This window comes from Roseibium sp. Sym1 (assembly GCF_027359675.1).
In the GTDB taxonomy this organism is placed as follows: domain Bacteria; phylum Pseudomonadota; class Alphaproteobacteria; order Rhizobiales; family Stappiaceae; genus Roseibium.
The window spans coordinates 1,155,584-1,177,402 of the sequence record NZ_CP114786.1; the positions used below are offsets into that span (position 1 = coordinate 1,155,584).

At 58.8% G+C, this 21,819-nt stretch carries 21 protein-coding genes and 3 pseudogenes; 5 read left to right on the top strand and 19 right to left on the bottom strand.

Annotated elements, in window-relative coordinates; translation table 11 throughout:
* Nucleotides 1-91 precede the first annotated feature (91 nt).
* The 3 genes from O6760_RS05235 to O6760_RS05245 all read right to left on the bottom strand — a co-directional run bounded on the left by O6760_RS05235 (nt 92) and on the right by O6760_RS05245 (nt 2,256).
* Nucleotides 92-646: a GNAT family N-acetyltransferase gene (locus O6760_RS05235; RefSeq protein ID WP_332306215.1), complete on the bottom strand. Its 555-nt coding sequence runs from the start codon at nt 644-646 to the stop codon at nt 92-94.
* Complete coding sequence (locus tag O6760_RS05240; protein WP_269584430.1) at nt 639-950, bottom strand: type II toxin-antitoxin system TacA family antitoxin; 312 nt, start codon at nt 948-950, stop codon at nt 639-641. Before O6760_RS05240 ends, O6760_RS05235 begins: the two co-directional genes overlap by 8 nt.
* Nucleotides 951-1,371: 421 nt before the next feature.
* Nucleotides 1,372-2,256 carry an Arc family DNA-binding protein gene (locus tag O6760_RS05245; protein WP_269584431.1) on the bottom strand — a complete coding sequence of 295 codons (885 nt, stop codon included), beginning with the start codon at nt 2,254-2,256 and terminating at the stop codon, nt 1,372-1,374.
* 518 nt (nt 2,257-2,774) lie between these two features.
* Between O6760_RS05245 and O6760_RS05250 the strand changes: the two genes are divergently transcribed.
* Nucleotides 2,775-3,884, top strand: a complete 1,110-nt coding sequence (locus O6760_RS05250) for a tyrosine-type recombinase/integrase (RefSeq protein WP_269584432.1) — start codon at nt 2,775-2,777, stop codon at nt 3,882-3,884.
* 117 nt (nt 3,885-4,001) lie between these two features.
* Here the strand turns inward: O6760_RS05250 and O6760_RS05255 are convergent.
* Nucleotides 4,002-5,124: pseudogene (locus O6760_RS05255) on the bottom strand (helix-turn-helix domain-containing protein).
* A gap of 143 nt (nt 5,125-5,267) precedes the next feature.
* Here O6760_RS05255 and O6760_RS33425 point away from each other — a divergent pair.
* A complete protein-coding gene (locus tag O6760_RS33425; protein ID WP_442969857.1) occupies nt 5,268-5,438 on the top strand; it encodes a DUF6538 domain-containing protein in 171 nt (56 codons plus the stop codon).
* A gap of 686 nt (nt 5,439-6,124) precedes the next feature.
* Here O6760_RS33425 and O6760_RS05260 read toward each other — a convergent pair.
* From O6760_RS05260 to O6760_RS05305, 10 genes and pseudogenes are all read right to left on the bottom strand, one after another.
* Nucleotides 6,125-6,772, bottom strand: a complete 648-nt coding sequence (locus tag O6760_RS05260) for a LysE family translocator (RefSeq protein ID WP_269584433.1) — start codon at nt 6,770-6,772, stop codon at nt 6,125-6,127.
* Between the two features lie 213 nt (nt 6,773-6,985).
* Nucleotides 6,986-7,747 carry a B3/B4 domain-containing protein gene (locus O6760_RS05265; protein WP_269584434.1) on the bottom strand — a complete coding sequence of 254 codons (762 nt, stop codon included), beginning with the start codon at nt 7,745-7,747 and terminating at the stop codon, nt 6,986-6,988.
* A 7-nt stretch (nt 7,748-7,754) separates the two neighbouring features.
* Nucleotides 7,755-8,036: a chorismate mutase gene (locus tag O6760_RS05270; protein WP_269584435.1), complete on the bottom strand. Its 282-nt coding sequence runs from the start codon at nt 8,034-8,036 to the stop codon at nt 7,755-7,757.
* Nucleotides 8,037-8,057: 21 nt separating this feature from the next.
* On the bottom strand, nt 8,058-8,768 hold the full coding sequence (locus tag O6760_RS05275; protein WP_269584436.1) for a flavodoxin family protein: 711 nt from the start codon (nt 8,766-8,768) through the stop codon (nt 8,058-8,060).
* A 16-nt stretch (nt 8,769-8,784) separates the two neighbouring features.
* A complete protein-coding gene (locus O6760_RS05280; RefSeq protein ID WP_269584437.1) occupies nt 8,785-10,212 on the bottom strand; it encodes a UbiD family decarboxylase in 1,428 nt (475 codons plus the stop codon).
* On the bottom strand, nt 10,209-11,408 hold the full coding sequence (gene trpB / locus O6760_RS05285) for a tryptophan synthase subunit beta (RefSeq protein WP_269584438.1): 1,200 nt from the start codon (nt 11,406-11,408) through the stop codon (nt 10,209-10,211). The genes O6760_RS05280 and trpB overlap by 4 nt, the downstream gene beginning before the upstream one ends.
* A 49-nt stretch (nt 11,409-11,457) precedes the next feature.
* Nucleotides 11,458-11,799 (bottom strand): cupin domain-containing protein, encoded by a 342-nt coding sequence (locus O6760_RS05290; RefSeq protein ID WP_269584439.1) that lies wholly within the window; start codon nt 11,797-11,799, stop codon nt 11,458-11,460.
* A gap of 34 nt (nt 11,800-11,833) precedes the next feature.
* On the bottom strand, nt 11,834-12,442 hold the full coding sequence (locus O6760_RS05295; RefSeq protein ID WP_269584440.1) for an anthranilate synthase component II: 609 nt from the start codon (nt 12,440-12,442) through the stop codon (nt 11,834-11,836).
* Nucleotides 12,439-13,905: an anthranilate synthase component I family protein gene (locus tag O6760_RS05300; protein ID WP_269584441.1), complete on the bottom strand. Its 1,467-nt coding sequence runs from the start codon at nt 13,903-13,905 to the stop codon at nt 12,439-12,441. The genes O6760_RS05295 and O6760_RS05300 overlap by 4 nt, the downstream gene beginning before the upstream one ends.
* Nucleotides 13,906-14,463: 558 nt before the next feature.
* Nucleotides 14,464-14,595 (bottom strand): annotated as a pseudogene (locus tag O6760_RS05305) (IS6 family transposase); the annotation flags it as partial.
* 533 nt (nt 14,596-15,128) lie between these two features.
* Between O6760_RS05305 and O6760_RS05310 the strand changes: the two are divergent.
* Nucleotides 15,129-15,608 carry an anthrone oxygenase family protein gene (locus O6760_RS05310; protein WP_269584442.1) on the top strand — a complete coding sequence of 160 codons (480 nt, stop codon included), beginning with the start codon at nt 15,129-15,131 and terminating at the stop codon, nt 15,606-15,608.
* Between the two features lie 45 nt (nt 15,609-15,653).
* Nucleotides 15,654-16,214, top strand: a pseudogene (locus tag O6760_RS05315) (UbiX family flavin prenyltransferase); the annotation flags it as partial.
* On the opposite strand, the gene O6760_RS33430 reads toward O6760_RS05315, so the two are convergent.
* On the bottom strand, nt 16,208-16,726 hold the full coding sequence (locus tag O6760_RS33430) for a TIGR02444 family protein (RefSeq protein WP_442969858.1): 519 nt from the start codon (nt 16,724-16,726) through the stop codon (nt 16,208-16,210). The pseudogene O6760_RS05315 and the gene O6760_RS33430 overlap by 7 nt on opposite strands.
* 205 nt (nt 16,727-16,931) lie before the next feature.
* On the opposite strand from O6760_RS33430, the gene O6760_RS05320 reads away from it, so the two are divergent.
* On the top strand, nt 16,932-17,696 hold the full coding sequence (locus O6760_RS05320; protein WP_269584443.1) for a response regulator transcription factor: 765 nt from the start codon (nt 16,932-16,934) through the stop codon (nt 17,694-17,696).
* 126 nt (nt 17,697-17,822) lie between these two features.
* Here O6760_RS05320 and O6760_RS33435 read toward each other — a convergent pair whose 3' ends face one another.
* From O6760_RS33435 to O6760_RS05335, 4 genes are all read right to left on the bottom strand, one after another.
* Nucleotides 17,823-17,972, bottom strand: a complete 150-nt coding sequence (locus tag O6760_RS33435; RefSeq protein WP_442969917.1) for a hypothetical protein — start codon at nt 17,970-17,972, stop codon at nt 17,823-17,825.
* Entirely contained in the window at nt 17,903-18,322 is a 420-nt protein-coding gene (locus O6760_RS05325; protein ID WP_269584444.1) for a UbiD family decarboxylase domain-containing protein, read from the bottom strand. Before O6760_RS05325 ends, O6760_RS33435 begins: the two co-directional genes overlap by 70 nt.
* 65 nt (nt 18,323-18,387) lie before the next feature.
* Nucleotides 18,388-20,829, bottom strand: coding sequence for an efflux RND transporter permease subunit (locus tag O6760_RS05330; RefSeq protein WP_269584445.1), 2,442 nt, complete (start codon nt 20,827-20,829; stop codon nt 18,388-18,390).
* A 68-nt stretch (nt 20,830-20,897) separates the two neighbouring features.
* Nucleotides 20,898-21,791 (bottom strand): outer membrane lipoprotein-sorting protein, encoded by an 894-nt coding sequence (locus O6760_RS05335; RefSeq protein WP_269584446.1) that lies wholly within the window; start codon nt 21,789-21,791, stop codon nt 20,898-20,900.
* Nucleotides 21,792-21,819: the final 28 nt, after the last annotated feature.

A 21,819-nucleotide genomic window follows, 5' to 3' on the forward strand; every position in this document is an offset into this window, starting at 1 on the left:
CGAAATCTAGATACGCATACTCAGGTAAGAAGTTACTACACTCCAGTTGGCAGACGAAGAGATTCTTGCAGCTACCTTAGGAGTTCAATGGCTAGGGTTTGGTGCGTTGTTCGAGTAGGGCTCGCGCATCTTGAATGGGCATAAAGACGCGAAGTGCTGCGTTCTCTAGCTGTGAGAACCCATAGCCCAAGTAAAGCGCTAACCGCCGGTTGGTTGTCTCCTCATCTCCGCAGTTCAGGACATCCATAAGCACCACAGCAATGCCGAGTGCCTCAGAAGCACGGGCAAGATTCTTAAGCGCCTCAACGAGCAGAACCCCACCCAGTCCACGCCCTTGAAATCTCTGATCAACACCAATCATCGAAATAAAGGCAGCTGGAATTGACCCGTGGCTCGGCCGCGTTCGAGCATACTTTTTTGGCAACTCAGCATAATCGACTGAATGGGCGTTGACAGCGTAGAAGCCCAGCAATTGCTCGTCCGCATCGAGCAGCACAGACACCCGAACATTTCCGGCTTTCTGGAGCTTGTTTGCTGTTTTCCTGAAATAATTGTCGACCTGATCGACACCACATGAAAAAGCCGTTCGATCATGTTTGTCTGGATCGAACGGCTCGAATTTGAGAGGCCGCGATATGTCACTCACTGTCGGCAACCATCTCCTTGTGCAGCTTCGCCGCGGCCAACAGCTTCTCTGTCGGAGCGGCCGGACGTTCAAGAGCCTCAAAGAACGCCGCATGGTCAACTGGTGCTAGTACCGTTCGTTCATGGGCTGCAATCACATCCTGTGCCCGCAGCAATGCCGCATTGGTCGTAAATGTGGTGAGATCCATGCCCGAAAGTTCAGCGGCCTTTTCAATGGCCGCCTTTATCGAGGCTTTCGTGCGGATGTTCAGCCTGGCATCGCTTTTCTCTGTCAGAGAAGAAGCTAGGTCAGTTGCTCCCAACATATTCGCCTCCTTTGCTTGCGTGGTTCAATGGGCAACCTCATGCCGGAATGTACGTCTATTAGACGCACAATTCAAGTTCAAGAGTGAGGCGTCCCCCAAGCGCCAGTGCAATTGAAGCGTTAGCTCGAAGCCCCCTCGGCGTTATCAACGCGTGAAGTGGTTGGGAAACTCAGCTCAAACGCATCAACAAACTTTCCTAAAGGTCCATCAAGTTCGCTGGTTTCGGGCAATACAATGGCTACCTGCGTTAGGTACGGAGATTTAAACAACGGGGTCCGTTAATTAAGGAAATGGCGATTTCGTTAATTAAGAGCCGCCGCTAATTAAATTGGCGAAAATAACGCTCTGTGAAAGGGCAATCCATCACCTGGCTGACGCGGATCGCACTCGAGGAGTTTGATTGGATTGAATTCCGCTGCAGCTACTCACACAAAATCTTGTCACGCTCTGATCGCAAGGCCTCGCTGAGCTCGAGATTGCGATAGACCCTTTTGCAAAGGTCCTGATAGCCGGCCCAGTAGCCATGGTCATTTACCTGCTTTTCAAAGCTGGACGGTTGCCACCAATCTGAAAACCAGGATGACGAACGGGCCTGCTTGACTGCAAGAAGCGGATTAAGGTCTCCGTGTATGAGCTGAACAAATGGCTCCGGCTCCAAAAGGTACCCCGAAGAATCTAGCTGCCTATAGTCCGAGCTTAGCTTTCTGCATGTGTTCGAAAAACTGGCTTGATCATATTCGCCTGAGCCGCCGACCACTTCGCTTAGGTTCAACGTCGTTTTGAAGATTTGGCAGATGAACCCATCATGCATCGTGACAATCGCCACGTTGCCCTCTCTCGCCATGCTTCGGATAAATGCAATTCTCTTCGGGCGCTGCTTCGCGAGCGTTTCCGCTAGTTTCACTCCATAAGAGTACAGGTCATGCACCTCAAAAGGGTGCCCTTCACCATGCTTGAGCCAGTCCGGCCGCACATTCAGATATTTGGCGACACGATCGGAGAGCTCAAAAGGTGGATAGGCGCTCCCTCCAAAGACTCGTTCTAACTGCTCTGCCGTCTCTTCCGACACAGCCTCAGCGACCTTCGAGACAGATATCTTCGCATCGCCCGCATCATTAATCTGCGCAAGCGCCCATTTGTACCTGGCGGAAACGCTGGACAAAAACGTCTCTTCTAACCGGGCAACGATTTCGGCGTTCATGGAACGGTTGCTGAGTTTTGCTGCCTCGGCGATTTGATCGCGCATGCCGTCCGGCAGGCGAACGACAAATTGATCTTTATCTTTGGCTTTGGTCTGGCTCGTCATGGCCTGTTGATACTCGCAAAGTGCTATACAGAAAATACTAGCACAATGCGATCTTTTTGGCATATGGTGCGCCTATAGATAGCACAATGCTACTAATTTGGAGTGTATCAAATGAATAAACAAAACTGGCCAAGGGTCCTCCTGCGCCTGCCTGTTGAGACCAAACGATTTTTGGAACTAGAAACCCAGAAGAACGCCTCCTCGTTGAACAGCGAAATCGTGCGATGCATCCGGCATCGAATGGAGGAGCTCGGCAGGTCGACACGCTCAACATCCGAGTCTTCTCGGCCCCCTCGCTAAGGGAGCCCTCTTTTGAACTCACCAGTTGTCCTCCCAAAAGCTCTCACTGAAGCCAAAACAGCCGTGGAATGGGTATCCATATTCGCTGAAAAGGGTATCCGGATCTCCGCGCGCCAGCTCACGGCAAGAGCTCGCAGATTGGGTGCATTTTATTCCTGCACGCGGCCAATGCTCCTGCATCCAGACCACATAGAACAGATTTTAAACCAGACAGAACAATGCCACTCGAACTCATTAGACGAAAAGATTCCGACGTATGGCACATCCGAGGCCGCATCGAAGAAATTCCGAACTGTCAGTACATCCGTAAGAGCACGGGAAAAACTCGAAAGGCTGATGCAGAAACGTACTTAGCTTGGTTCAAACAACAGGAGATCAGAGCCTTTTACGCTTCGGATCTGCCCCAGGCTGAAAGGCCGTTCCTGTTTGCCGACGCTGTAGAGCTTTACAATCCGACACCCGAATTTGCTGGATACCTACTGAAAGTCATGCCGTTTTTGGAGAACGTTCCAGTTCGCGAAATAACCGGGACGTTGGTTCGCGATCTCGGACCAATCATTTCTCCACGCAATTCAACAGACACATGGCGCAAGCAGATCATCAATCCCGTGCGAGCTGTCATAAACCACGCTCATGATCTCGGAAAATGCGATGCACTGAAGATCAAAGGATATTCCAATCAGGAACGAGACAAACAAGACCAACTTCGCGGCAAACAAAGCCGACCCGAGAAAGTTCCGGGGGACTGGACTTGGATCCTCGAGTTCCGAAAACACACAGACCTTAGATTTGGGCTACTTGCGCAGTTCATGTTCGAAACCGCTGCCAGGATTAGCCAGGCATTGGCGATCACCCCAGATGATCTCGACTTGAAGAATTGCCTCGTTTCAATGCCGCCGGCGAAAGGCTTTCCCAGGACGCCTGTCAAGCTTTCGAAAGAGCTCGCCGCCGAATTGATGGAGCTAAAACCTCGGCGCCCCAGAAGAACCGGCGACCCGGACCAGGAGCGTCCCGTTCTGCTTTTTGGCTACGCTTCACGCGGGAGCGTCTACAAGCGCTGGAAGAGGGTGTGCAACGCCGCCAAGATCGATGTCCGCATGCCTCATGCAGCTGGCCGCCATGGCTTTGCAACCGAGATGTTGAATCGACAGGGGATCGATCCCCACTCCGTCGCAAAGCAGGGCCGTTGGGCGGACACGAGATTGCTCTTTGAAACATACGGTCATGCAGAAGATGCCGAGAGCAAGGTCCAACATGGCCTCAGTACAGGACGCGCACAGGCTCAACAGCGGACCTCTGATAACTATTTGATAAACAATAAGGAATAACCAGATGATGACCACCCTCCGAAGGCAGAGGTCACAGGTTCGAATCCTGTCGGGTGCGCCAGATTCACAAATGTCCGATCCGGAGACATAGGTAACAGTTTGTACCGGAGACATGGGTTACAACCTCGCGCCGAACGGGTTGTCGATTGTCTGTAGTGTTCTCTGCTCCAGGTCGATGTATCCCAGATCATAGCTCATGAAGCTGATCAGCCAAATTCCCTCTTCCACTTCCTTGATCCCGAGTTTCTGACCGGCCAGAACGGTCGAGACGTTGATCTTCTTGCGATGCATGCAGATTCGTCCGCATGCGGTGACCAGGGCGTCCCTGTCATGGAAGGGGTAGTCCAGGTCCGGCAGGCCCTGATATTGCCTTGATGAGGCTGTGTAGACTTCCGCCGGTGTCTTCATTCTGAGCGCTTCATGAGGTCGTTCCTCGTTGAATTCCTTCATGAAGGCATCGAACTTGGCCTGCTGCTGAAGGCTGTTCATGCCTGGCGGTCGGGTGGCCTGGCTTGATACGCTCGATGCCGATCCCCAGACGCAGCCACCACACCGACAGCTTTGACAAGTTGTAGAGCCCGTTTGGCGATGCGAACGGCAAGCCGTTGTCCGTGCGGATCGCCGACGGCAAGCCGCGCTCTTTGAACAGGGCGAGGAAGGCGTCTATGACCGGCGTTTCCTTCGTTGAGTCAAAGGCCTCGCAGCTCAGCAGAAAACGGGACGCGTGGTCGGTGACCGTCAAAGGGTAACAGTAGTGCCGGTTGCCCAGCTTGAACTCTCCCTTGAAATCCGCTGCCCAGAGATCGTTGGGGGCAAGACCAGCCGAAAGAGGCGTGCCTGCGGCCTTGTTGGCGCGCCGCCTCTTGCGGGCTCTGCTGACAAGGCCGTGCCGGTCAAGAACCGCATGCACCGTGCTTTGTGCCGGGATACGCACATCGCCGGCCAGCTTCCTGACCAGCACCTCCCGGATCTTGCGCGCGCCCCAGTGCGGCTTCTCCTGCCGTGTCGAGACAATCAGGCGCTCAACCTGCTCGGGAAGCTGGTTGGCGTAGCGAACCGGCCGGCGCGACCGGTCGCACAACGCTTCCATCCCATCGCGTCGATAACGGTTCCAGATCTTGTAACCAGTCTTGCGCGAGATGCCGAACTCACGGCAAACCGCACTCATGCCCTCGCCATCCAACAGACGGGCGATGAAACGAAGACGTTCCTCCACTTTGGACACCTCTTGCCACGGCATCGACACCTCCCGAAAAACGGAAAGTGTTACCTATGTGTCCGGAACGTTTTGTCACCTATGTCTCAGGTCGGGCAAAAGGTCAACTCGCGGTCACTGCACGATTTCCAGCGGTTTCCTGCCGGAGTTCCTGCGGAGGGTGGACCATGCGGTTGAGCAAGGAGACCACCTGCATTTTCACCAAACGTGGTGTCTCTTATTTCTCCAGGCGTGTGCCTACTGATCTCAGAAATCACTGCAATCGAGACAGAATTGTCATTTCACTCAAGATGACATCACGGATCCCGCCCAAAAACGGGCAAAATCCCTCGCCCTAAAGCCCGAAGACGATTGGCTGACACTTCGCTGGAAGTCGTCTGATATCCCTTTTGCAGAGTTTTTGCATCAAGGTGCCTCCGCAGTCGCTGAGCCCTCCGGAGCCCCTCTCCTCTCAGAAGCGATCACTATCTACCTTGAGACAAAGGGAGGACCGCTCCAGGCTGTAATGACTAATTGACGATTGGCAGCGCCGCCCGAAAATCGGGTCATTTCAGGGAGCATGGAGGACGGAGATGCGGGGCATGTTCGACGACAGACGACGCGGAAATGACCCAATTTTCGGACGGCCCTTTCGGGGTTGGTCCGGGATCGTCCCTCCAGGCGTTGGAAATGCCCGAAAATGCGCTGCGCTTTCTTGCGCTGTCCACCTGTTCAGAAACGATCCCGACCCCATCGATGCCAGTCGTTAATTTGTCACGACAGCCGAGCACTTTTGAGCTAACGGCAAAGCGGACGCTCAGCTACATGCTTCAGCTTCGCGGGTGATCGGCCGGTCGATGCCTATAAGCGCACCGAGGTGAATGGTTTTCGAGACCCGCTTGAAGCCAGGGGGCCAAGTCCAACGAGCGTGAAGCGCCTATTCAGCCTGTACGAGCTGCGGTGAACTTCTCCGCAAGAGAGAACAGGTCATGAAGAGCCAAAAGCCTTTTCAGATGACCATGCTCGAAAATCTGAAGCAGAGCCTTCATATCCTTAGCAGTGCGCCGGCGGATTCGATCAGGCCCAGGAGCGCGGTCAGCATCAGGCAAATGCCGAGGCCGGGAATGATCCATCGGGACATCTTGCCCTTTTCGAAGATCCGCAGGGAAATCTGTCCGAGATATCCGTAGGCCAGAAAGCAGACCAGCGCGATAAAGGCGATGGGTGCGAAGACCGCGCCGAGGTATCCGGGGCTGGAGACGGCCGTGCTCTGAACGAATTGGGGGAACAGGGCGACGAAGAACAGGATTGCCTTCGGATTGAAGAACGCCACCAGGAAGCCCATCCGAAAACGCGCGGCGTGCAGCAAGGGACTGTCCCCGGGCCGGTCGGCTTCCAGGTAGAAGCGGTTGCCGTGGCGGATGAAGACCGAGCCGACATAAGCGATGTAAAGGGCCCCCACGGCCTGCACCCCCTGCAGGATCTGCGGCTCCAGGGAAATGATCGACCGGAACACGAGATACGCGATCGTTCCCTGTCCGAGCGACGCGGCAACGTTGCCCAGGGCGGCCGGGACAGTGGCGGTCATGCCGCCTTTCGTTCCCTCGGAGAACGCCAGGGCCATGCTGGGCCCCGGTATGATGGACACGGCGAAAATCGCAACACAGTACAATACGAATTCTTCTATGCTCATCTGTTTTCCTTCGGCCTTTTGCCGGGAAATCCCGGGCGCCGTTTAGATACCCGGTGGTCCGTATAGCGGGCCCCGGATCACCGGAACGGACTGCCCAGCCTATCTGGTCTAACCAATGCGCCGCCTCATTGCAATCCAAGGTAGCAGAAAAATTTCCCGCCATCCTTAACTCGAATGTGCTCCGGTCCAACACCGCCAACACGGGCCCGCCGATCAGCCCACGGAGAGGCGATCACCGGCTGGGCCGGTGACAGCTGCGCGGGCGGAGCCGATCTCGAAGCCGGATCGGAGCGCGGGACCGTGCAGCAGGGCGTGCGACATCACGGCGTCCGGCCAGACGGCGGCGAGATCTTCGAGAAGCAGGCCCTCAAGTCGTCCAAGGTCCGTCTTCGCGTCCTCGTGCAGGGCTTCGGCAAAGATCACCGCGGTTCCCGTTTCACCCGATACGGCCGACAGCCCGCTCTGCCTGTGCGACCATCGCCGGGCATGCGCCACACCCGCGCCATCCAAGAAAGTCACCTCGCCTTCCGGCATCCCGGTCACGGACCCGTCGAAACCGTGATAGGGCTCGCCTCCCGCAGCTTTGCGGACGGTGAGGTTGCCGGAGATCCGGTCTGCGTCCAGGGCGGCGATCGGGATCGCGAACCGGGCCGAAAGCGAGTTGCACAGGTTGATCAGCGGATGCAGGCACGGAAAGTCGTTCCGGGTCCTCAACCTGCGCAGGATGGATTCCGCGGCCATCCGGTACTTTGTCGGGTTGGTGCCGGTTGCGCTGTAGGCGGACCGCCACGCGCTGACCGGCACAAGCCGGCTTTCGTTTCCGGCCGTCTCGAGCGCCCGCCTGGCATATTCCAGATTGCGCTCCACCACGGCATCGACCCGCGCATCGCCGGTGATACCCTCGATCCTGACGACCGAGACGCACAGGTGCGGAAAGTCCGCCGCCAGGCTGTCTGCATAGTTGAACACTGCCATTTGAGACTCAAATCCCTTTCTTGCGAAGCTGGAGCTCGGTCAGTTCAGTGATCACGGCGGAATAGATTTTCCGCACCACGTCCTCGTGTCCGCCGGCGTTCTCGGCCCGCCGGGCCACCTTGTCAAGGACCGCCCGGACCCGATCGGCGCCCTTCACCTCCTGGACGGTGTTCTTGTAGTCGCTTGCGCGCAGGGCCAGGTCGATCCGCTCCACCAGCAGCGGAACGATCCTGTCGTCTAGGCGGTCGATGTTCTCCCGGATTTCGGTAAGTTCGGGGGGAATTGACATTTCGGTTCACTCCTCGTGTTTTCAGGGTGTGTCGGACCGGGCATCGCCGCGGGCAGCATCCGGTCGTTGTGCAGCGGCCATCAGGCGTTCATTCTCGCTCAGCGGCGTGAGACAGGATTCCATGGCGGCCTTCGGCACCATGCGGAGCAGCCGCGCCATGCCAACCATGCGAGCGACAAGACTGTGAACGGACTGCAGTCCTTCGGCGTCCTCCAGCGCCTTCCCCGGTGCGCCGCCCAGCAGCACGGTCGGGTAGCCGCTCCCGACCAGGATCATCCGGTTGAGCAGGATGTTGTTGGTGATCTGGTTGAAGACCGAAACGTGGCCATAGCGCCTCCCGGTTATGACACATCCGGCCACCTTGTTGGCGAGTGGCCGGTTGAAACGGAGATAGCCGACGCCGGCGCGCTCGATGAAGATTTGCATCGGGTGCGCGAGGCCGTATCCGTGCACCGGCGCGACATAGATGATGGCATTCGCCGCCACCAGCCGCTCGATAATGATGGGCATGTCGTCCCGCTGGGCGCAGGGCGTTTCGCGGGTGTTGCACTCGCCGCAGGCGCCGCAGGCCGCGATGTCGAACTCCCGAAGGCGGAGAATCGACGCGTCGACACCCTGCCCGGAAAGTGTTTCGACAATGTGGTCGGCGACGCGTTCTGAATTGCCCCTCGCCCTGCTCGAGCCGGTGATGATTTCAAAGCGAATGCGGGGCGGGTCCATCTGAAGGTTCATTCCCTGGCCTTTTCCTTCACACGAGTTCGGAGACGCGGCGGAAGCGGTCCCGGTCCGCGACCGGTACCGTCAGGTCCATCAGGTACTTGTCGGTTGTGGGCTCCGAAGATCCCGCGAGATATCCGGCGGCCTGGGACGGGTCGAGCGGGAACCCCTTCCGGCCGGACAGGACGGTCAGATCCCGGGACGGCTGGAATCGGGTGGCCAGAGCCCAGAACAGGTCGCTTTCCGAATGGATGTCAACATCGGCGTCCACAAGGATGACCGCCTTCAGCAACGCATGGCAGCCCATGGCCGCTTCAAGCACCTGCCGCGGAAATTCGGCCGTGTCGGTCCGTTTTTCCACCTGCAGCGCGAGAACGAGCTGGCCGCCGGCGGCCGGCAGGTAGTGGGCGCCACGAATGCTGCCATGGTCCTGAAGCAGCGGCCCGAGCCGGGCCAGCATTCCCGCTTCCGTCGGAATGGCAAGCAGTTCGGACTGTTCCTTTCCGGGGCCCAGGAAGGTCTGGTAATAGGGCTCGGGCCGGGTTGTCACACGAGTAACCGACACGACGGGCAGTCCGGCTTTGCCCATGCCCATGTAGCCGAGGAATTCAGGCATCCCGAAGGGGGCACCGGCATCATCGTACTCGTCCCGGCATTCTGCGGTTATTTCGCCCTCGATGACGATTTCACTGTCGGCGAGACACCAGGCATCCTGGCTGGTGCATCTGCACACGCTGATCGGATGCCCGGCAACCGCACCGGCCAGTTCGAGTTCGCTCTCGTCGGTGCGCAGGAAGGGAGAGGAAATCGAGCTGGTCAGGTAGACCGCTGGAGGGGCGCCGATATTGATGGAGACCGGCAGGCTCTTTCCAGCCTCCATAGCCCGGCGGTAAAGCAATTCGAGATCCCGGCCCGGCAGCATCCAGATCGTCAGCCGGTCGGGGCTGAGCATGCGCATGCGATGGATTGAAACGTTTACCACGCCCGACATCGGGTCACGGGCGACGACGAGCCCCGAGGTGAGATAGGGACCCGCATCGCGCCCGGTTACCGTCAGCAAGGGCAGGTCGGCAAGCATTCCGGGCAGGGTCCGGGCCTGCGCCGGTCCGGCCGTACCCAGGTCACGCACAGGGAGGCGTGCCGCGAGATCGTTCGCGATCTTTCCGGCGGCACCGCCCGCGCCGGCACCCAGGAGCGTTTCGCAGCGCGCGCGCGTGCCGAACACCCCCATCAGCACCGGCATGTCGTACCCGACCGGGTTAGCATAGAGCACCATCGGCTCCCCGCCGGGGCGGGGATGGGCGGGCGAGGTCGCGAAATTGTCCATGTAGTGCCTGGCGATCTCCAGCTTCGGATCCAGGCTGTCCTCGACGACGACCGGAGTTTCGCCCCACCTTTCCAGGGCCCGCAGCGCGGAGCGCAGATCAGCGCCGGTGCGCTTACCGACGAGCCCTGTCATAGCGCGAGCCGGTCGATCGCGAAGTCGATGTCCTTGTCGCCCCTTCCCGACAGATTGACCAGGATGCTCTTGTCGGGTGTCAGGTCGGGGGCCCTGCGCAGGGCATAGGCAATCGCGTGCGCGCTTTCGAAGGCGGGGATGATGCCTTCCAAGCGAGACAGTTTCAAGAAAGCGTCGAGGCATTCCGTGTCCGTGGCGACCTCGTAGCGCGCCCGACCGATATCCTTCAAGTGGCAGTGCTGGGGACCGACACCGGGATAGTCGAGGCCGGAGGCGATGGAGTGAACAGGCGACGGATTGCCTGCGTCGTCCTGCAGATAGTAGCAGCGGAAGCCGTGCAGGTAGCCAGGCTTGCCGAGGGTCAGCGTGGCCGCGTGCCGGTGCCCCTCCAGGCCCTCGCCGGCCGGTTCGACGCCGACGATCTCGACCGATTCATCGTCCAGGAAGCCATTGAACAGCCCGATCGCGTTGGAACCGCCGCCGACGCAGGCGGCCACTTCCGTCGGCAGCCCACCGGTCGCCTCGAGGAACTGCTCGCGCGCCTCCCGGCCGACGACGGACTGGAAGGTCGCGACCATGTCCGGGTAAGGGGCCGGGCCGACAACGGACCCAATGGCGAAGAAGTTGTTTTCCGGGTCCTTCATGTAGGAGCCGAAGGCGCTGTCCACGGCTTCCTTCAGGGTGCCGGCCCCCTCGCTCACCGGTATCAGCGTGCAGCCCAGGATCTTCATCCGCGATACGTTGGGATGCTCCTTCTTCATGTCGACGACACCCATGTGGATCTCGCACTCCATGTCCATAAGGGCACAGGCCGTCGCGAGCGCGACGCCGTGCTGGCCGGCACCGGTTTCGGCAAGGACTTTCTTCTTGCCCATCCGCTTGGCGAGCAGGACCTCGCAAATGCAATGATTGATCTTGTGCGCGCCGGTATGGTTGAGATCCTCGCGCTTGAGATAGATCCGGGCCCCGTCCTTCGGCGACAGGCGCCGGGCGTGGTAGACGGGACTGGGCCGGCCCACATAGGTCTTCCTGAGGCGTTCGATTTCCTCAAGGTATTCCGGGTCTTTCATGGCGGTGCGGAAGGCATTCTCAATGTCCTTCATGATCACCTGGAGCTGGTTGTTCTCGATGGGCCCACCATAATCGCCGAAAAAACCGTAATCATTCGGGCGGATGAATGGAGAAAGAGCGTTCATGACAATTCCTGTTCGGTGTTGCGGGGACGGGGAAAGGCGGGCCGGACGGTCAGCCGGTGACGTCGTCTACGACGAAGACCAGAGTCTCGCTGTCAGTGCTTCCGCGGGACCTGTGCCGGACGCCGTCGGGAATCGAAAAGGCCATGTCGGGCCGGCATTCGAAGGACTGGTCGTCGAAGATGATGGTAAAGTTGCCCTTCAGGACGTAGCCCTGATGGCCCGCAAGGCACCAGTTTTCCTCTTCGAAGCCCGGCGGCAGCTCCAGCAGGCGGATACGCTTGCCGTTGGACTTGAACAGCTTTACCCGCCCGTCGGCACCCGGCTTGGACCAGGTCGCCCATGGCGTGTCTTCAAGCGAAAGGGTGACGGGATCGTAGCTCGTTTCGGACATGGGTCCTCTCCTGGCAATCGTGGTTGACCGCGTGTCAGTTGGCCGCGGCGCGTTTGAAGGTGTTGTCGAGATAGCTTCTGACGAAACTGTCGAGGAGTTTCAGCCCGTTTTCGGTGGCGATGCTTTCGGGATGAAACTGGATGCCCTCGATGGGCATGGTCCGGTGCCTGAGGCCCATGATGTAGCCGTCGTCATGCGCCGTCGCGGTCACGACCAGGTCGCGGGGCAGATCCAGCCGGTCCACGATCAGCGAATGGTAGCGGCAGGCGATGAACGGCTTGCGGCCGGTATGGGCGAACACGCCGCGCCCGTCATTGTCGATCAGACAGGCCTTGCCGTGCATGATGTTGTCCGCGCGCACAACCCTGCCTCCGAAGGCCAGACCGACAGCCTGGTGCCCGAGGCAGACACCAAGGATCGGCTTGGTGCCGTTCAGGTGGCGGATGAGGTCCGGGTATCCGGCCTCTTCCGGCCGACCGGGGCCCGGTCCCAGGAGCACGAAGTCCGTATCCGCGCTTGCCAGGGCGCCCGCAAGGCACGGGTCGTCGCAGCGCAGCGTCACGGTCTCGAGTTCGAGCGACTTCAGATACTGCTCGATGATGTAGACGAAGCTGTCATAGGCGTCGACGAGTAGAACCTTCATGCTGCCAACTCCCGGTCGGTGAGGGCCTTGTATATGGCGCTCATCTTGACGATGGTTTCGCGCCACTCGTTTTCGGGTGAGGAATCGGCAACGATGCCCGCGCTTGCGCGCAGGCTGTAGATGCCGTCCCTGTAGGTGGCCATCCGGATGCACAACGCCAGGTTCGCGAAATTGCCCGGGCCCATCAGCCCGACCGCTCCGGCGTAGGCGTCGCGTCGAGAGGTCTCAAGGTCTTCGATGATCTCCATCGCGCGGATCTTCGGGGCACCCGTCATTGTTCCGGCGGGAAAGGTCGCCCGGACCAGGTCGATCACGTCGTAGCCGTCGTCGATCTCGCCGGTGACAGTGGAGACCAGGTGAAACAGGTGCGAAAACTCTTCCACCGCCATCAGGTTGTCGACATTGAGCGAGTTGGCCCGGGCCACATGGGAGATGTCATTGCGGCACAGGTCTACGAGCATCGTGTGCTCCGCGCGCTCCTTCGGGCTCGACATCAGTTCCTCGACCAACTCGCCGTGGTCCCGGAGGCTGCCCTTGCCGATTGTGCCGGCGATCGGCCGCATGGAAATATGCCGGTCTTCCAGCCGGATGTAGTTCTCCGGGCTCGCACCGATCAGCTCACGGTCGAAGACACGGCACAGGAACATGTAGGGCGACGGGTTGAGGTCCCGCAATCGGCGGTAGAGCGTGATTGGAGCCAGCGGTGATGACACCTGGATCTCGTGACCTATCTGCACCTGATAGATGTCGCCTCTGCGGATGTGTTCGAGTGCCGTTTCGGCGCGCTTCAGGTAGTCTTCCCTGGACACCGAAAAGCGAACCTCGGCATCGGACTCGCCTGCGACCTCACCCCGGTCCGACAGCGGAAATTTCGGCAGAAGCTCGGCTTCGACATCCACCGCCGGTTCGGGAAACAGGGGCGAACGGGCGACGCTGACCCGGGCTCCGCCGGTACGGGACACTGTCAGGAACGACTGGTAGAGGCGCAGGAAGACGAGGGGAAACTCCTCACCGCCGATTTTCCGGGGCAGCACCTCGATGAGCGAGGCCGCATCGTAGGACAGGCAGGTCAAGAATCCGAAGTCGAACGTATCGCCGGCACCGCCCGTCACCTCGAACATGGAACTGACCGCCCGGATCCATCCCCAAACGTCGTCACCCTCAGCGAGTGGGGCGGTGCCCCCACTGAAGCATCGCGTGCCGACGTGGTGGTTGAGATGGTCTTCCATGGCCGCACGCAGGGGCAAAGGCGCGTCTATCTCCACGCGGTCCCGGAAGACAGCGATGGTCGCGAGCGATCCGATTCCCAGGATGGATTCCCGGCAGTCGACATCGGGCCCCGCACAGGACTCGAGCAGGAACACCTCGTCCGGGGTCAGTTTCTGCGCGGCCAGGATATATGCGGAAAAGATATCCGGCGTTGCGGTGTCTAGCTGCACGGTATCGATCGAAACCTTGATCAAGCCCATTCTCCCGAGATGAAACAAATACAATTCAAGTTGAAGTTCGATTTCATCATTAAAACAGCTATTAATGATGGGTAGGTTCTCAATATTGATACTGATTTCCATCTTTAGTACTGCTGTCTTTTTAAGTATCATCTACAAGTTTTGAGTGCAATACACGTATTCTGCTATTATATGACGTATTGTGATCCCGGCTGAAGAACTGTGAGCGGGCATGTGGCGCTGTTGCAAAAATCGGCTGTCGTCGCGACGAGACGGTTTTTCCTCTTGGTTTGATGATCTCTTGATGTCGGCGTTTGGGATGGACCTCAGATGATGGAGACAAGAAATCCACCTCAGGAACATATGAGGCCAGCTTGGCCAGGAGGGCTCCGGATCCAACGGATTTCCAGAATGCCATGCCGCGAGCTTCGCTCATTTCGCATTTGCCCCGTCCTGGACGAAATGCTGGCATTTGGATGTTTTCTGCCGCGCGTTCTCAATGTGCAGCCGACGGCTCTGTTGCAATTTTGAGTTGGGACAGATTCCGGCCCGTACCGGGATGCCTGCCTGGACTTTGACATCCCGAAGATGGTTCTCGAGTTTCGTCACCGCTTCGGCGGGGGCACGCGGACCGATGCCGAAGGCCCTCTCGACAATGCGGGCCTCACTGAGACCATCGATTGAAAAGTTAAAGATGACGGCCTTTGAAAACACTCATAAAATCAGTGACTCTTCAGGAAGTGCCACCTTGCCGCAATGCCGCTGGAAACTTACAACGGAGCCGTCTCAAGACATCAACGTGAGTGAACAGCCTGTCTAGAGCCCACACTTAGCCTACAACCCGATTTATGCATCATCGCCCCCGATGACGCGCCAAAATCAGCTCTGACGAAACCTCGTGAACAGGGGCGGTTATACATGCCGCGCAAACCAGCGGATCACCCGTCAGGCAATCCGGGATCGGGATCGAACGGACGGTTCTCAACGAGATGACTTCCCTCGGATGCCCCACATTCGAGCGCCTTGCACGACGCCAAAATTCCGGAAAAGGGCACATCCGTTCACAAGCAGGAAATAACCTACACGGCTGAGGAGACCCGTTTTTGCTCCGGCCAGGTTTCTGTGAGCCACTGTGACACGTTTTTTCATTTCGTCAGATAACTGCACACGCACACAAACCGCATTGCCGTACTCTGAGGAAACGCTATCGGATGTTAACGGCATTTCGGAGTTGGGCGATGAAACTGATTTCCGCAGCCAGCACGCTCTGGTTTGCATTGATGGCCGGTTTCTTTTTTGCATTTTCCTCAACGGTGATGCCGGGACTGTCGCTGTCCGCCCCGGACCCCGGCATGATCGCCATGCAGGAAATCAACATAGCGGTTCGCAACGCCATGTTTGCGGCCGGATTCTGGGTTGCACTGGCCCTGGCCGCGGCAGGGGCGCTGCTCTCGCCGATCAGGCGCCAGCCCGGCTGGCCGTTTCTGTTTCTCGGCTGCCTGGTCTATCTGGCAGGCGTTTTCGCGGTCACTGCTGCCGCCAACGTTCCGATGAACCGCGAGCTCGCCACCATGCCGGCCGGACTTGCGGAAAGCATGGCCTACTGGAGCCGGTACCAGACGGACTGGACCCTCTTCAATCACGTGCGAATGGCTGCCGCCTTCCTGGCCGCTGCGATCGTCATGATTCCGCTTGCGCTGAGCAGCTCCGTGAACTGATGGCACCGGCGTGGGACGGCACCCGAAACAAGAAGAGGAAACAGCATGCGCCACTTGACGATTGCCATGACGGGAGCGTCCGGCTCGATCTACGGCATTCGCGCGCTCGAGCTGTTGAGGGGCCTTGCCGACGTGGAAACCCACGTGATCGTATCGCCGGCCGGCCTGCGCACGGCGCAATTGGAGACAGGCATGTGCGCGGAGCAGATCCGCGCTCTTGCAGACCATGCCCACAGCCATCGCGACATTGGTGCCAGTCTGGCGTCCGGCTCCGTGCGCGGCTGCGGCATGCTGATCGCCCCCTGCTCCGTCAAGACGATGAGCGGCATCGCCAACTGCTATGATGACAATCTAATCATCCGCGCTGCCGATGTCTGCCTCAAGGAGCGCCGCCCACTGGTCCTGATGCTCCGTGAAACGCCGTTTCATGCCGGTCATATCGCGCTGATGGATCAGGTCACGCGCAGCGGGGCGATCGTTATGCCCCCCGTTCCCGCGTTTTACACCCAACCGCAAACCATAGACGACTTGGTCACCCAGACCGTCGGGCGCGCACTGGACCTGTTGGGGTTTGACCTGCCGGATGTCAGGCGCTGGCTTCAGGACATGGAGGAGGAGGAACCGGCGACGGCCGATTCTATCGCGCTCAAGACCCGCTCGGCATCTTCCGGCGGGTCCGAAGCCGCACAGCAGGCAAATCCTGTGCGAAGCGCCGACCGCAGATCGAGACTGCACCCGGTCACAGACAAGCTCAGTTCGGCCTGAAGATAATCCAGCAGGATCAACTCGGCGTCCAATTCGGAAGCCTTTACCGACTGCCGTAAGGATTCCGCGTCGCCCCCGGGGGCCGGTGCCGGGCCACTGGCAAGGCGCCGCCGCACGGCCTGCAGGGGCCGGATCACTTCCGCGCACCAGGGAGCGCATTTCCGCCAAAGCATTGCGATTTCCCGGGCCGAGGCGCCGCGACCGTGGTGACACAACCAGGCCACGAAGAGCAGAAACACAACGTTTATGTGGTATTTCTCCTGAATTTCAACCAGACCATGCTCCAAGCTATCGTGAAAATAAATTTTTCCTATAAAATCATCTATTTTAGCGTCCTTACGAAGAGTTCTCATATTAATTAAATCTCACAATTCACGCAACACCGTTAACATGGTTGAAAATTTAGTAAACTTAATACTCCTTACGGGACTATATTATATTTTTTATGCATATGCCACAATTTACCCTTGAAAAATAGATCGATGTTGATAAATACTGAACGAAATTACTCTCTGGATTACATACCCTCTACATGGCAAGAGGAGTACGAAGGCGAAGATGGTTCAAGTGCTTTTGGTGGATGACGATATCGAATTGGCAGATATCATGCGGGAGGTTCTGGCAAACTACAGCATCGAACTTCACGCGGTACATACATCCGAAGAAGGATTGAAAGAACTCGATACCAATCGCTACGATGTTGTTCTCCTGGATATTATGTTGCCCCGCGTGAACGGCTTACAACTTTGTCAGGAAATTCGCTACAGTGGAAAACCCTACAAGGATGTTTCCATCATCATGGTGACAGCCAGAACCGAACTCACCGATATGGTGGTCGGGCTCGAAACAGGTGCGGATGACTATATCAAGAAACCGTTCGAGCCCCGGGAACTGGTTGCCAGGATCAATTCGGTTCTCCGGCGCGCGGAACGTTCGGAACCTAGATCCCAGGCCAGCGCGGCCGCGTATCCGGCCAATTCGCCGGGAACCGACAGTCAGATCCAGCTTCATCTGGACAACAATGTCCTGACTATCGACCCGCAACGGGCGCAGTTGCTCGTCAACGGCAACAAGCTGTCGATCACGTCCATGGAATTCGAGCTGATCGCCGCCCTTGTCGAACAACCCTGTGAGATCCTCAGCCGTGACCATCTTCTGGAGCGGGTTCACGGGTCGAGCGTCATTTACACGCGCAGCATCGACGCGCTGATCTACAGGCTCCGGAACAAGATCCGGGATGCCGGCTCGGATGTTGATTTCATTCGCACCGTTCGTGGACGCGGCTATTCGCTGGTTGGCCGTCCGGCCGGCATGATCACCTGACCTCACGGGCCCGGCGTCTGCTTGACCTGGTTTGGAAGGGAACGCCGGTCCTGGTGCTCCAAACCGGCGGGAACGATGGCGTTGACAAAAGGCTTGAACGCCGCCACGCCTCGCCTTGCGGTCCATTCAGGTGTCCGGAACAGGTCCGTTGCGAGCGGCATGTGATCGACGGAAGTGGCAGTCCTGTAAAAATTGCAGCCGCGTCGTCATAGCCCACAAGACGTCTTCGTCAATTTCCAGATGGACTTCATTGCCGACGAAAACAACCGTCTTGATGAAGGGCAAATGCGCATCAGCTCATCGGCGAATTTCGCGAGTGCTTCCCGCGAGGCATCGCAGCTGCCGGTGTCCGGCGGCCGCCCGATATTGATGGAAACAGGCAAGGACCGGCCGTTCTCGTGCTCCGCCGCTGCCAGTGCGCGCAGCCGGCGGCTCGGAAGCATCCACCCGCCGGGCCGCCCGCGGCCGAAGATCAGCATGCGGTTCGCGGACAGAGGCACACCACCCGCCTTCTGCAGTGCCTGTTGAAATCCCGTCGAAAAGAATCGGCCGGCATCGTGCTGCGAGACCAGCGGGCGGAAATATTCGACAAGGCCGGCGGCCGCCCTATCCGGCGGGGAAACCATGTCGAACCCATGGTTCCCCCGTCTTTACGAACCTGTCCGGCCAGGTCTTCGCGGGGTTGCGTCCGTCAGGTCGTCGCATCGGACGCTTCGTAACCCGCAACCGGCATTCGGTCGGGCTGACGGGATTTCAAATAGAGCGACAGTATTGCTGGCCCGACCGTCATTTCCGCAACCAGCGCGATTGCGGAGCCCATCACCATCAGCGCCCCGAAGGTCTGTATGTTCGACATGGTGGACAATCCGAACACCGCGAAACTCAACATGACCACCAGCGTTGTCGCAAACAGCGCCCCGCCAATGTCGTGGACGGACGCGCGCACGGCTTCGACAACATCGTCCTGCTCCGGCAATTTCTGGCGCAGGGCGTGGAAGAAGTGAAGCGTGTCATCCACGATCAGGCCGGTGATGATGCCGCCGATCAGAACAGTGAATGTGTCCAGCGGCAATCCCAGAAAACCCATGATACCGAGAAGGATCACGAAAGGCGCGACATTCGGCACAATACTCAGCAGACCGAGCCCGGAGGACTGGAATGCAAGCGCCATGAACGCGGTCACGAAAACCATGGCGATGAAGTAGCTGAGCGACATGCTGTCAAGCACGGCCTTGGACGTCTGTGCAAGCAGAACGATAAGCCCCGTCGCCTCCACGTCCGCCGTATCGCCAAGTGCGGTCTGGAAGCGTGATTCGATCGTTGCCACCAATTCCGAGTAGCGCTTGGCTTCCAGCCAAGGGGTCTGGAAGGAGACGCGGCCGGTGCTGTAGTCCATGCTGACATAGCGCTTCATGTCGTCGATTCCCTGACCTTCGAGCAGCAGGATCTGATCCCAGATCTCGTCCTGACCGGGAAGGCGGAGTGCCGCCGGGTCGCCGTCATGGATCGCCTGATTGGTTTCCTCGATGAAGGAAATGATGCTCGTGTGGCGCCCGATCGGAACATCGACGGCCGCGTAGACCGCTCTCGCGGTCTCGTCCACCGTCTTCAGGATCGTCTCGTCCCGGAAATCCCGCCCTCCTTTCGGAGAGACGACCATCTCCAGATTGACAGTACCGTGATAGCGCTCGTCGATATATTCGGTCGCGGTGCGCGCGGGGTTGCTTTCCGGCAGCCACAGCAGCGAATTGTGGGAATAGTCGAGCCGCATGATTCCCGCCACGGCAACGGCCAGTACGACCGCAGAAGCCGCCAGGACATGATAGGGACGCGTCGCGCTCATTGCCGCGATGCGGGCCATCAATCGCGGCACCGGTCCCGGTGCAGCCTGCTGGCGGTCCAGAAAGCGTTTGGGCAAGGTCCGGAAAATGATGGTCACCCAGAAGAGCGACAACAGGTAGGACACCGCTACGGACACCAGTCCGAACAGCCCGAGATCGGTGATGGGGGCCAACGGAGAGGCAATCAGGCCGGCAAGGCCGCCCGCCGTCGTCAGCGCGGTGAACAGGATCGGCGTGTTGCTGTTCCCGACGGCGCGCCGGATGGCTGCGGGACCCGTTTTCTCCTGCGCCCGCGCCTTCAGCAAGGCGGCCGTGAAATGGACATAGGTACACAGGCCGACAACCAGCGTCATCGGAATGAGCAGCTGCACAGGCGGCGTGACGGAAACCCCGAACGCCGAAACGGTGGCAAGCGTCGTGAGAATGCCGGTCAGAAAATTCACGAAAGCGCCGAAGCCGATCAGGAGGCTGCGGTGCAGAACCAGCATGGTCAGAACCGTGATGATCAGGCAGGCCAGCGTAAAGCGCGGCATGTCCCGCTCCATCATGCGGACGATTTCCGTGCTGACCACGGGAGCGCCGGCGATATTGACGATGAAATCCTCACCTTGATAGCGGGACACGATCTCCCGGGCTGCGGCCGTCATCTCCGCATATTGCGGCGCACCGAGCAACGTTCGCTCCGCAAGTGGCGTAAAGCTTACGCTGCAGGTCACGCCGTTCGCCGGATCCGGCGTGCAGTCGGAGGCATCCGGGGCATAGCGATAGGGTTCGATGACAATGGAAACCGTTCCGCCATCTTCCGAAATGATGAAGTTGCGGTAGAGCGGCGTTTCCACGATGCGTTCGCGCAACTCCCGCGGGTCACGCCCGCGCACGAGCATGTTGCGAACGAGCTCCTCCAGATAGACGCCGCCGTTCTCGTACTCGATGAACGGAATGTTGTAGGGACTGAAGATCTCCGAGACATGCGGCACACCGTCCGCGATCTCGTTGTGAAGCTCGGAAAACCTGGTCAGGAAGGCCGTATCGAACACATCCGGCGCCGATACGGAAACAATCAGGCGGTTGTCTTGCCCGAATTCCCGCCGCATCTCGTAATAAGTCGCCAGCGCGGGATCGTTCTTGTGCATGAAGGCTTCCACGCGCCCGTCCTTCTGGATGTTCGGCAGGTTTGCTGCAATGAAACCCGCGATCAGAAGAAGTGCGAGCGGGAGCACCTTGAGACGATGATTGTAGATACCGCAAAGGATCCAGGAGACCGCGGCTTCGATGGCTGCAAACACGCGCATGGGAACACCCCCTCGGCTGGGCACCGGGGGCGGCCGGCCGAAACCGCCGCGCCCCGGGTCCGGAAAGATCAGTTGGTAACGGCTTCACTGCGGAAGTGGCGGAAAGCGCTCGCGGCGGACCCCATGTCTTCCAGCTCGAAAAATGCGTCCGGCAGGCCGACATTGAACACTTCGCCTTCGGTCTTGAAATCCGAAAACGAGATCACGCGGCCTTCCTTGATGGTGGACACGCGGTAACGCGCCGGTGCGAACACGCCGTTGACCCAGCGCATGTCCAAGGTTTCAAGGATGCGCTGCTCGTTGGGAGCATCGGCGTTGAAGCTGGAATACATAGGCATGAAGGTTTCGGTGTCCGCCCACAGCTCACCGTCGCGCAGGCCCAGCCGTATGACCTCCTGTTCGTTGCGCGGGTTCACGTAGACCTTGTAAACTGGATATCCGTTGTAGACGCCTGTTCCCAGCATCTTGCAGTCATAGTCGCGCGCCTGGCGGATCAGCATCTCCCCGACCGCAAGATCGGATCCGTAAAGACGCTGGCTCAGGTCTTCGGACTTCACGTCAACGACTTTCTGGGAGGAGGGCAGCCATACCCAGACCTTGTCGGCCAGGCCCGGAACGAAGTTGTCGTGGACGTAGGATTCGACATCTCGCAATTCAGGCGGATCGAACACGATGGAGCGCAAACGCCGGTTGATGCCGTAATTCTTGTGCGCCGCAGCGATCCTGCGGGTTTTCACGGCACCGGTCTCGTCCGTGATCTTCATGTGGACGATACGCCAGCTGTCGTAGCCGTTATACCGGTTCTGGACACCCTCAAGCACCTGGCGGCAATCGGTCAGAACAGGTGATGTCGGAACGGCCGGCTCGACCAGCGGCTTCTGATCATCCGCCAGAACCGGTGCCGACATGGAAAGGCAAAGCAGAGCGCCCGCCATGGAAAGTGACTTGGCAAGAAGTTTCATCTGAATTCCCCCGATGACAATAACTGAA

What these genes read in the sequence shown, in the direction of transcription:
- O6760_RS05335 (WP_269584446.1), bottom strand. Translation starts at nt 21,791, where the DNA reads ATGAAACTTCTTGCCAAGTCACTTTCCATGGCGGGCGCTCTGCTTTGC.
- O6760_RS33430 (WP_442969858.1), bottom strand. Translation starts at nt 16,726, where the DNA reads ATGAGAACTCTTCGTAAGGACGCTAAAATAGATGATTTTATAGGAAAA.
- O6760_RS05280 (WP_269584437.1), bottom strand. Translation starts at nt 10,212, where the DNA reads ATGACAGGGCTCGTCGGTAAGCGCACCGGCGCTGATCTGCGCTCCGCG.
- O6760_RS05325 (WP_269584444.1), bottom strand. Translation starts at nt 18,322, where the DNA reads ATGGTTTCCCCGCCGGATAGGGCGGCCGCCGGCCTTGTCGAATATTTC.
- O6760_RS05240 (WP_269584430.1), bottom strand. Translation starts at nt 950, where the DNA reads ATGTTGGGAGCAACTGACCTAGCTTCTTCTCTGACAGAGAAAAGCGAT.
- O6760_RS05250 (WP_269584432.1), top strand. Translation starts at nt 2,775, where the DNA reads ATGCCACTCGAACTCATTAGACGAAAAGATTCCGACGTATGGCACATC.
- trpB (WP_269584438.1), bottom strand. Translation starts at nt 11,408, where the DNA reads ATGAACGCTCTTTCTCCATTCATCCGCCCGAATGATTACGGTTTTTTC.
- O6760_RS33425 (WP_442969857.1), top strand. Translation starts at nt 5,268, where the DNA reads ATGCGGTTGAGCAAGGAGACCACCTGCATTTTCACCAAACGTGGTGTC.
- O6760_RS05290 (WP_269584439.1), bottom strand. Translation starts at nt 11,799, where the DNA reads ATGTCCGAAACGAGCTACGATCCCGTCACCCTTTCGCTTGAAGACACG.
- O6760_RS05270 (WP_269584435.1), bottom strand. Translation starts at nt 8,036, where the DNA reads ATGTCAATTCCCCCCGAACTTACCGAAATCCGGGAGAACATCGACCGC.
- O6760_RS05245 (WP_269584431.1), bottom strand. Translation starts at nt 2,256, where the DNA reads ATGACGAGCCAGACCAAAGCCAAAGATAAAGATCAATTTGTCGTTCGC.
- O6760_RS05320 (WP_269584443.1), top strand. Translation starts at nt 16,932, where the DNA reads ATGGTTCAAGTGCTTTTGGTGGATGACGATATCGAATTGGCAGATATC.
- O6760_RS05275 (WP_269584436.1), bottom strand. Translation starts at nt 8,768, where the DNA reads ATGAACCTTCAGATGGACCCGCCCCGCATTCGCTTTGAAATCATCACC.
- O6760_RS05310 (WP_269584442.1), top strand. Translation starts at nt 15,129, where the DNA reads ATGAAACTGATTTCCGCAGCCAGCACGCTCTGGTTTGCATTGATGGCC.
- O6760_RS05265 (WP_269584434.1), bottom strand. Translation starts at nt 7,747, where the DNA reads ATGGCAGTGTTCAACTATGCAGACAGCCTGGCGGCGGACTTTCCGCAC.
- O6760_RS05260 (WP_269584433.1), bottom strand. Translation starts at nt 6,772, where the DNA reads ATGAGCATAGAAGAATTCGTATTGTACTGTGTTGCGATTTTCGCCGTG.
- O6760_RS05295 (WP_269584440.1), bottom strand. Translation starts at nt 12,442, where the DNA reads ATGAAGGTTCTACTCGTCGACGCCTATGACAGCTTCGTCTACATCATC.
- O6760_RS05330 (WP_269584445.1), bottom strand. Translation starts at nt 20,829, where the DNA reads ATGCGCGTGTTTGCAGCCATCGAAGCCGCGGTCTCCTGGATCCTTTGC.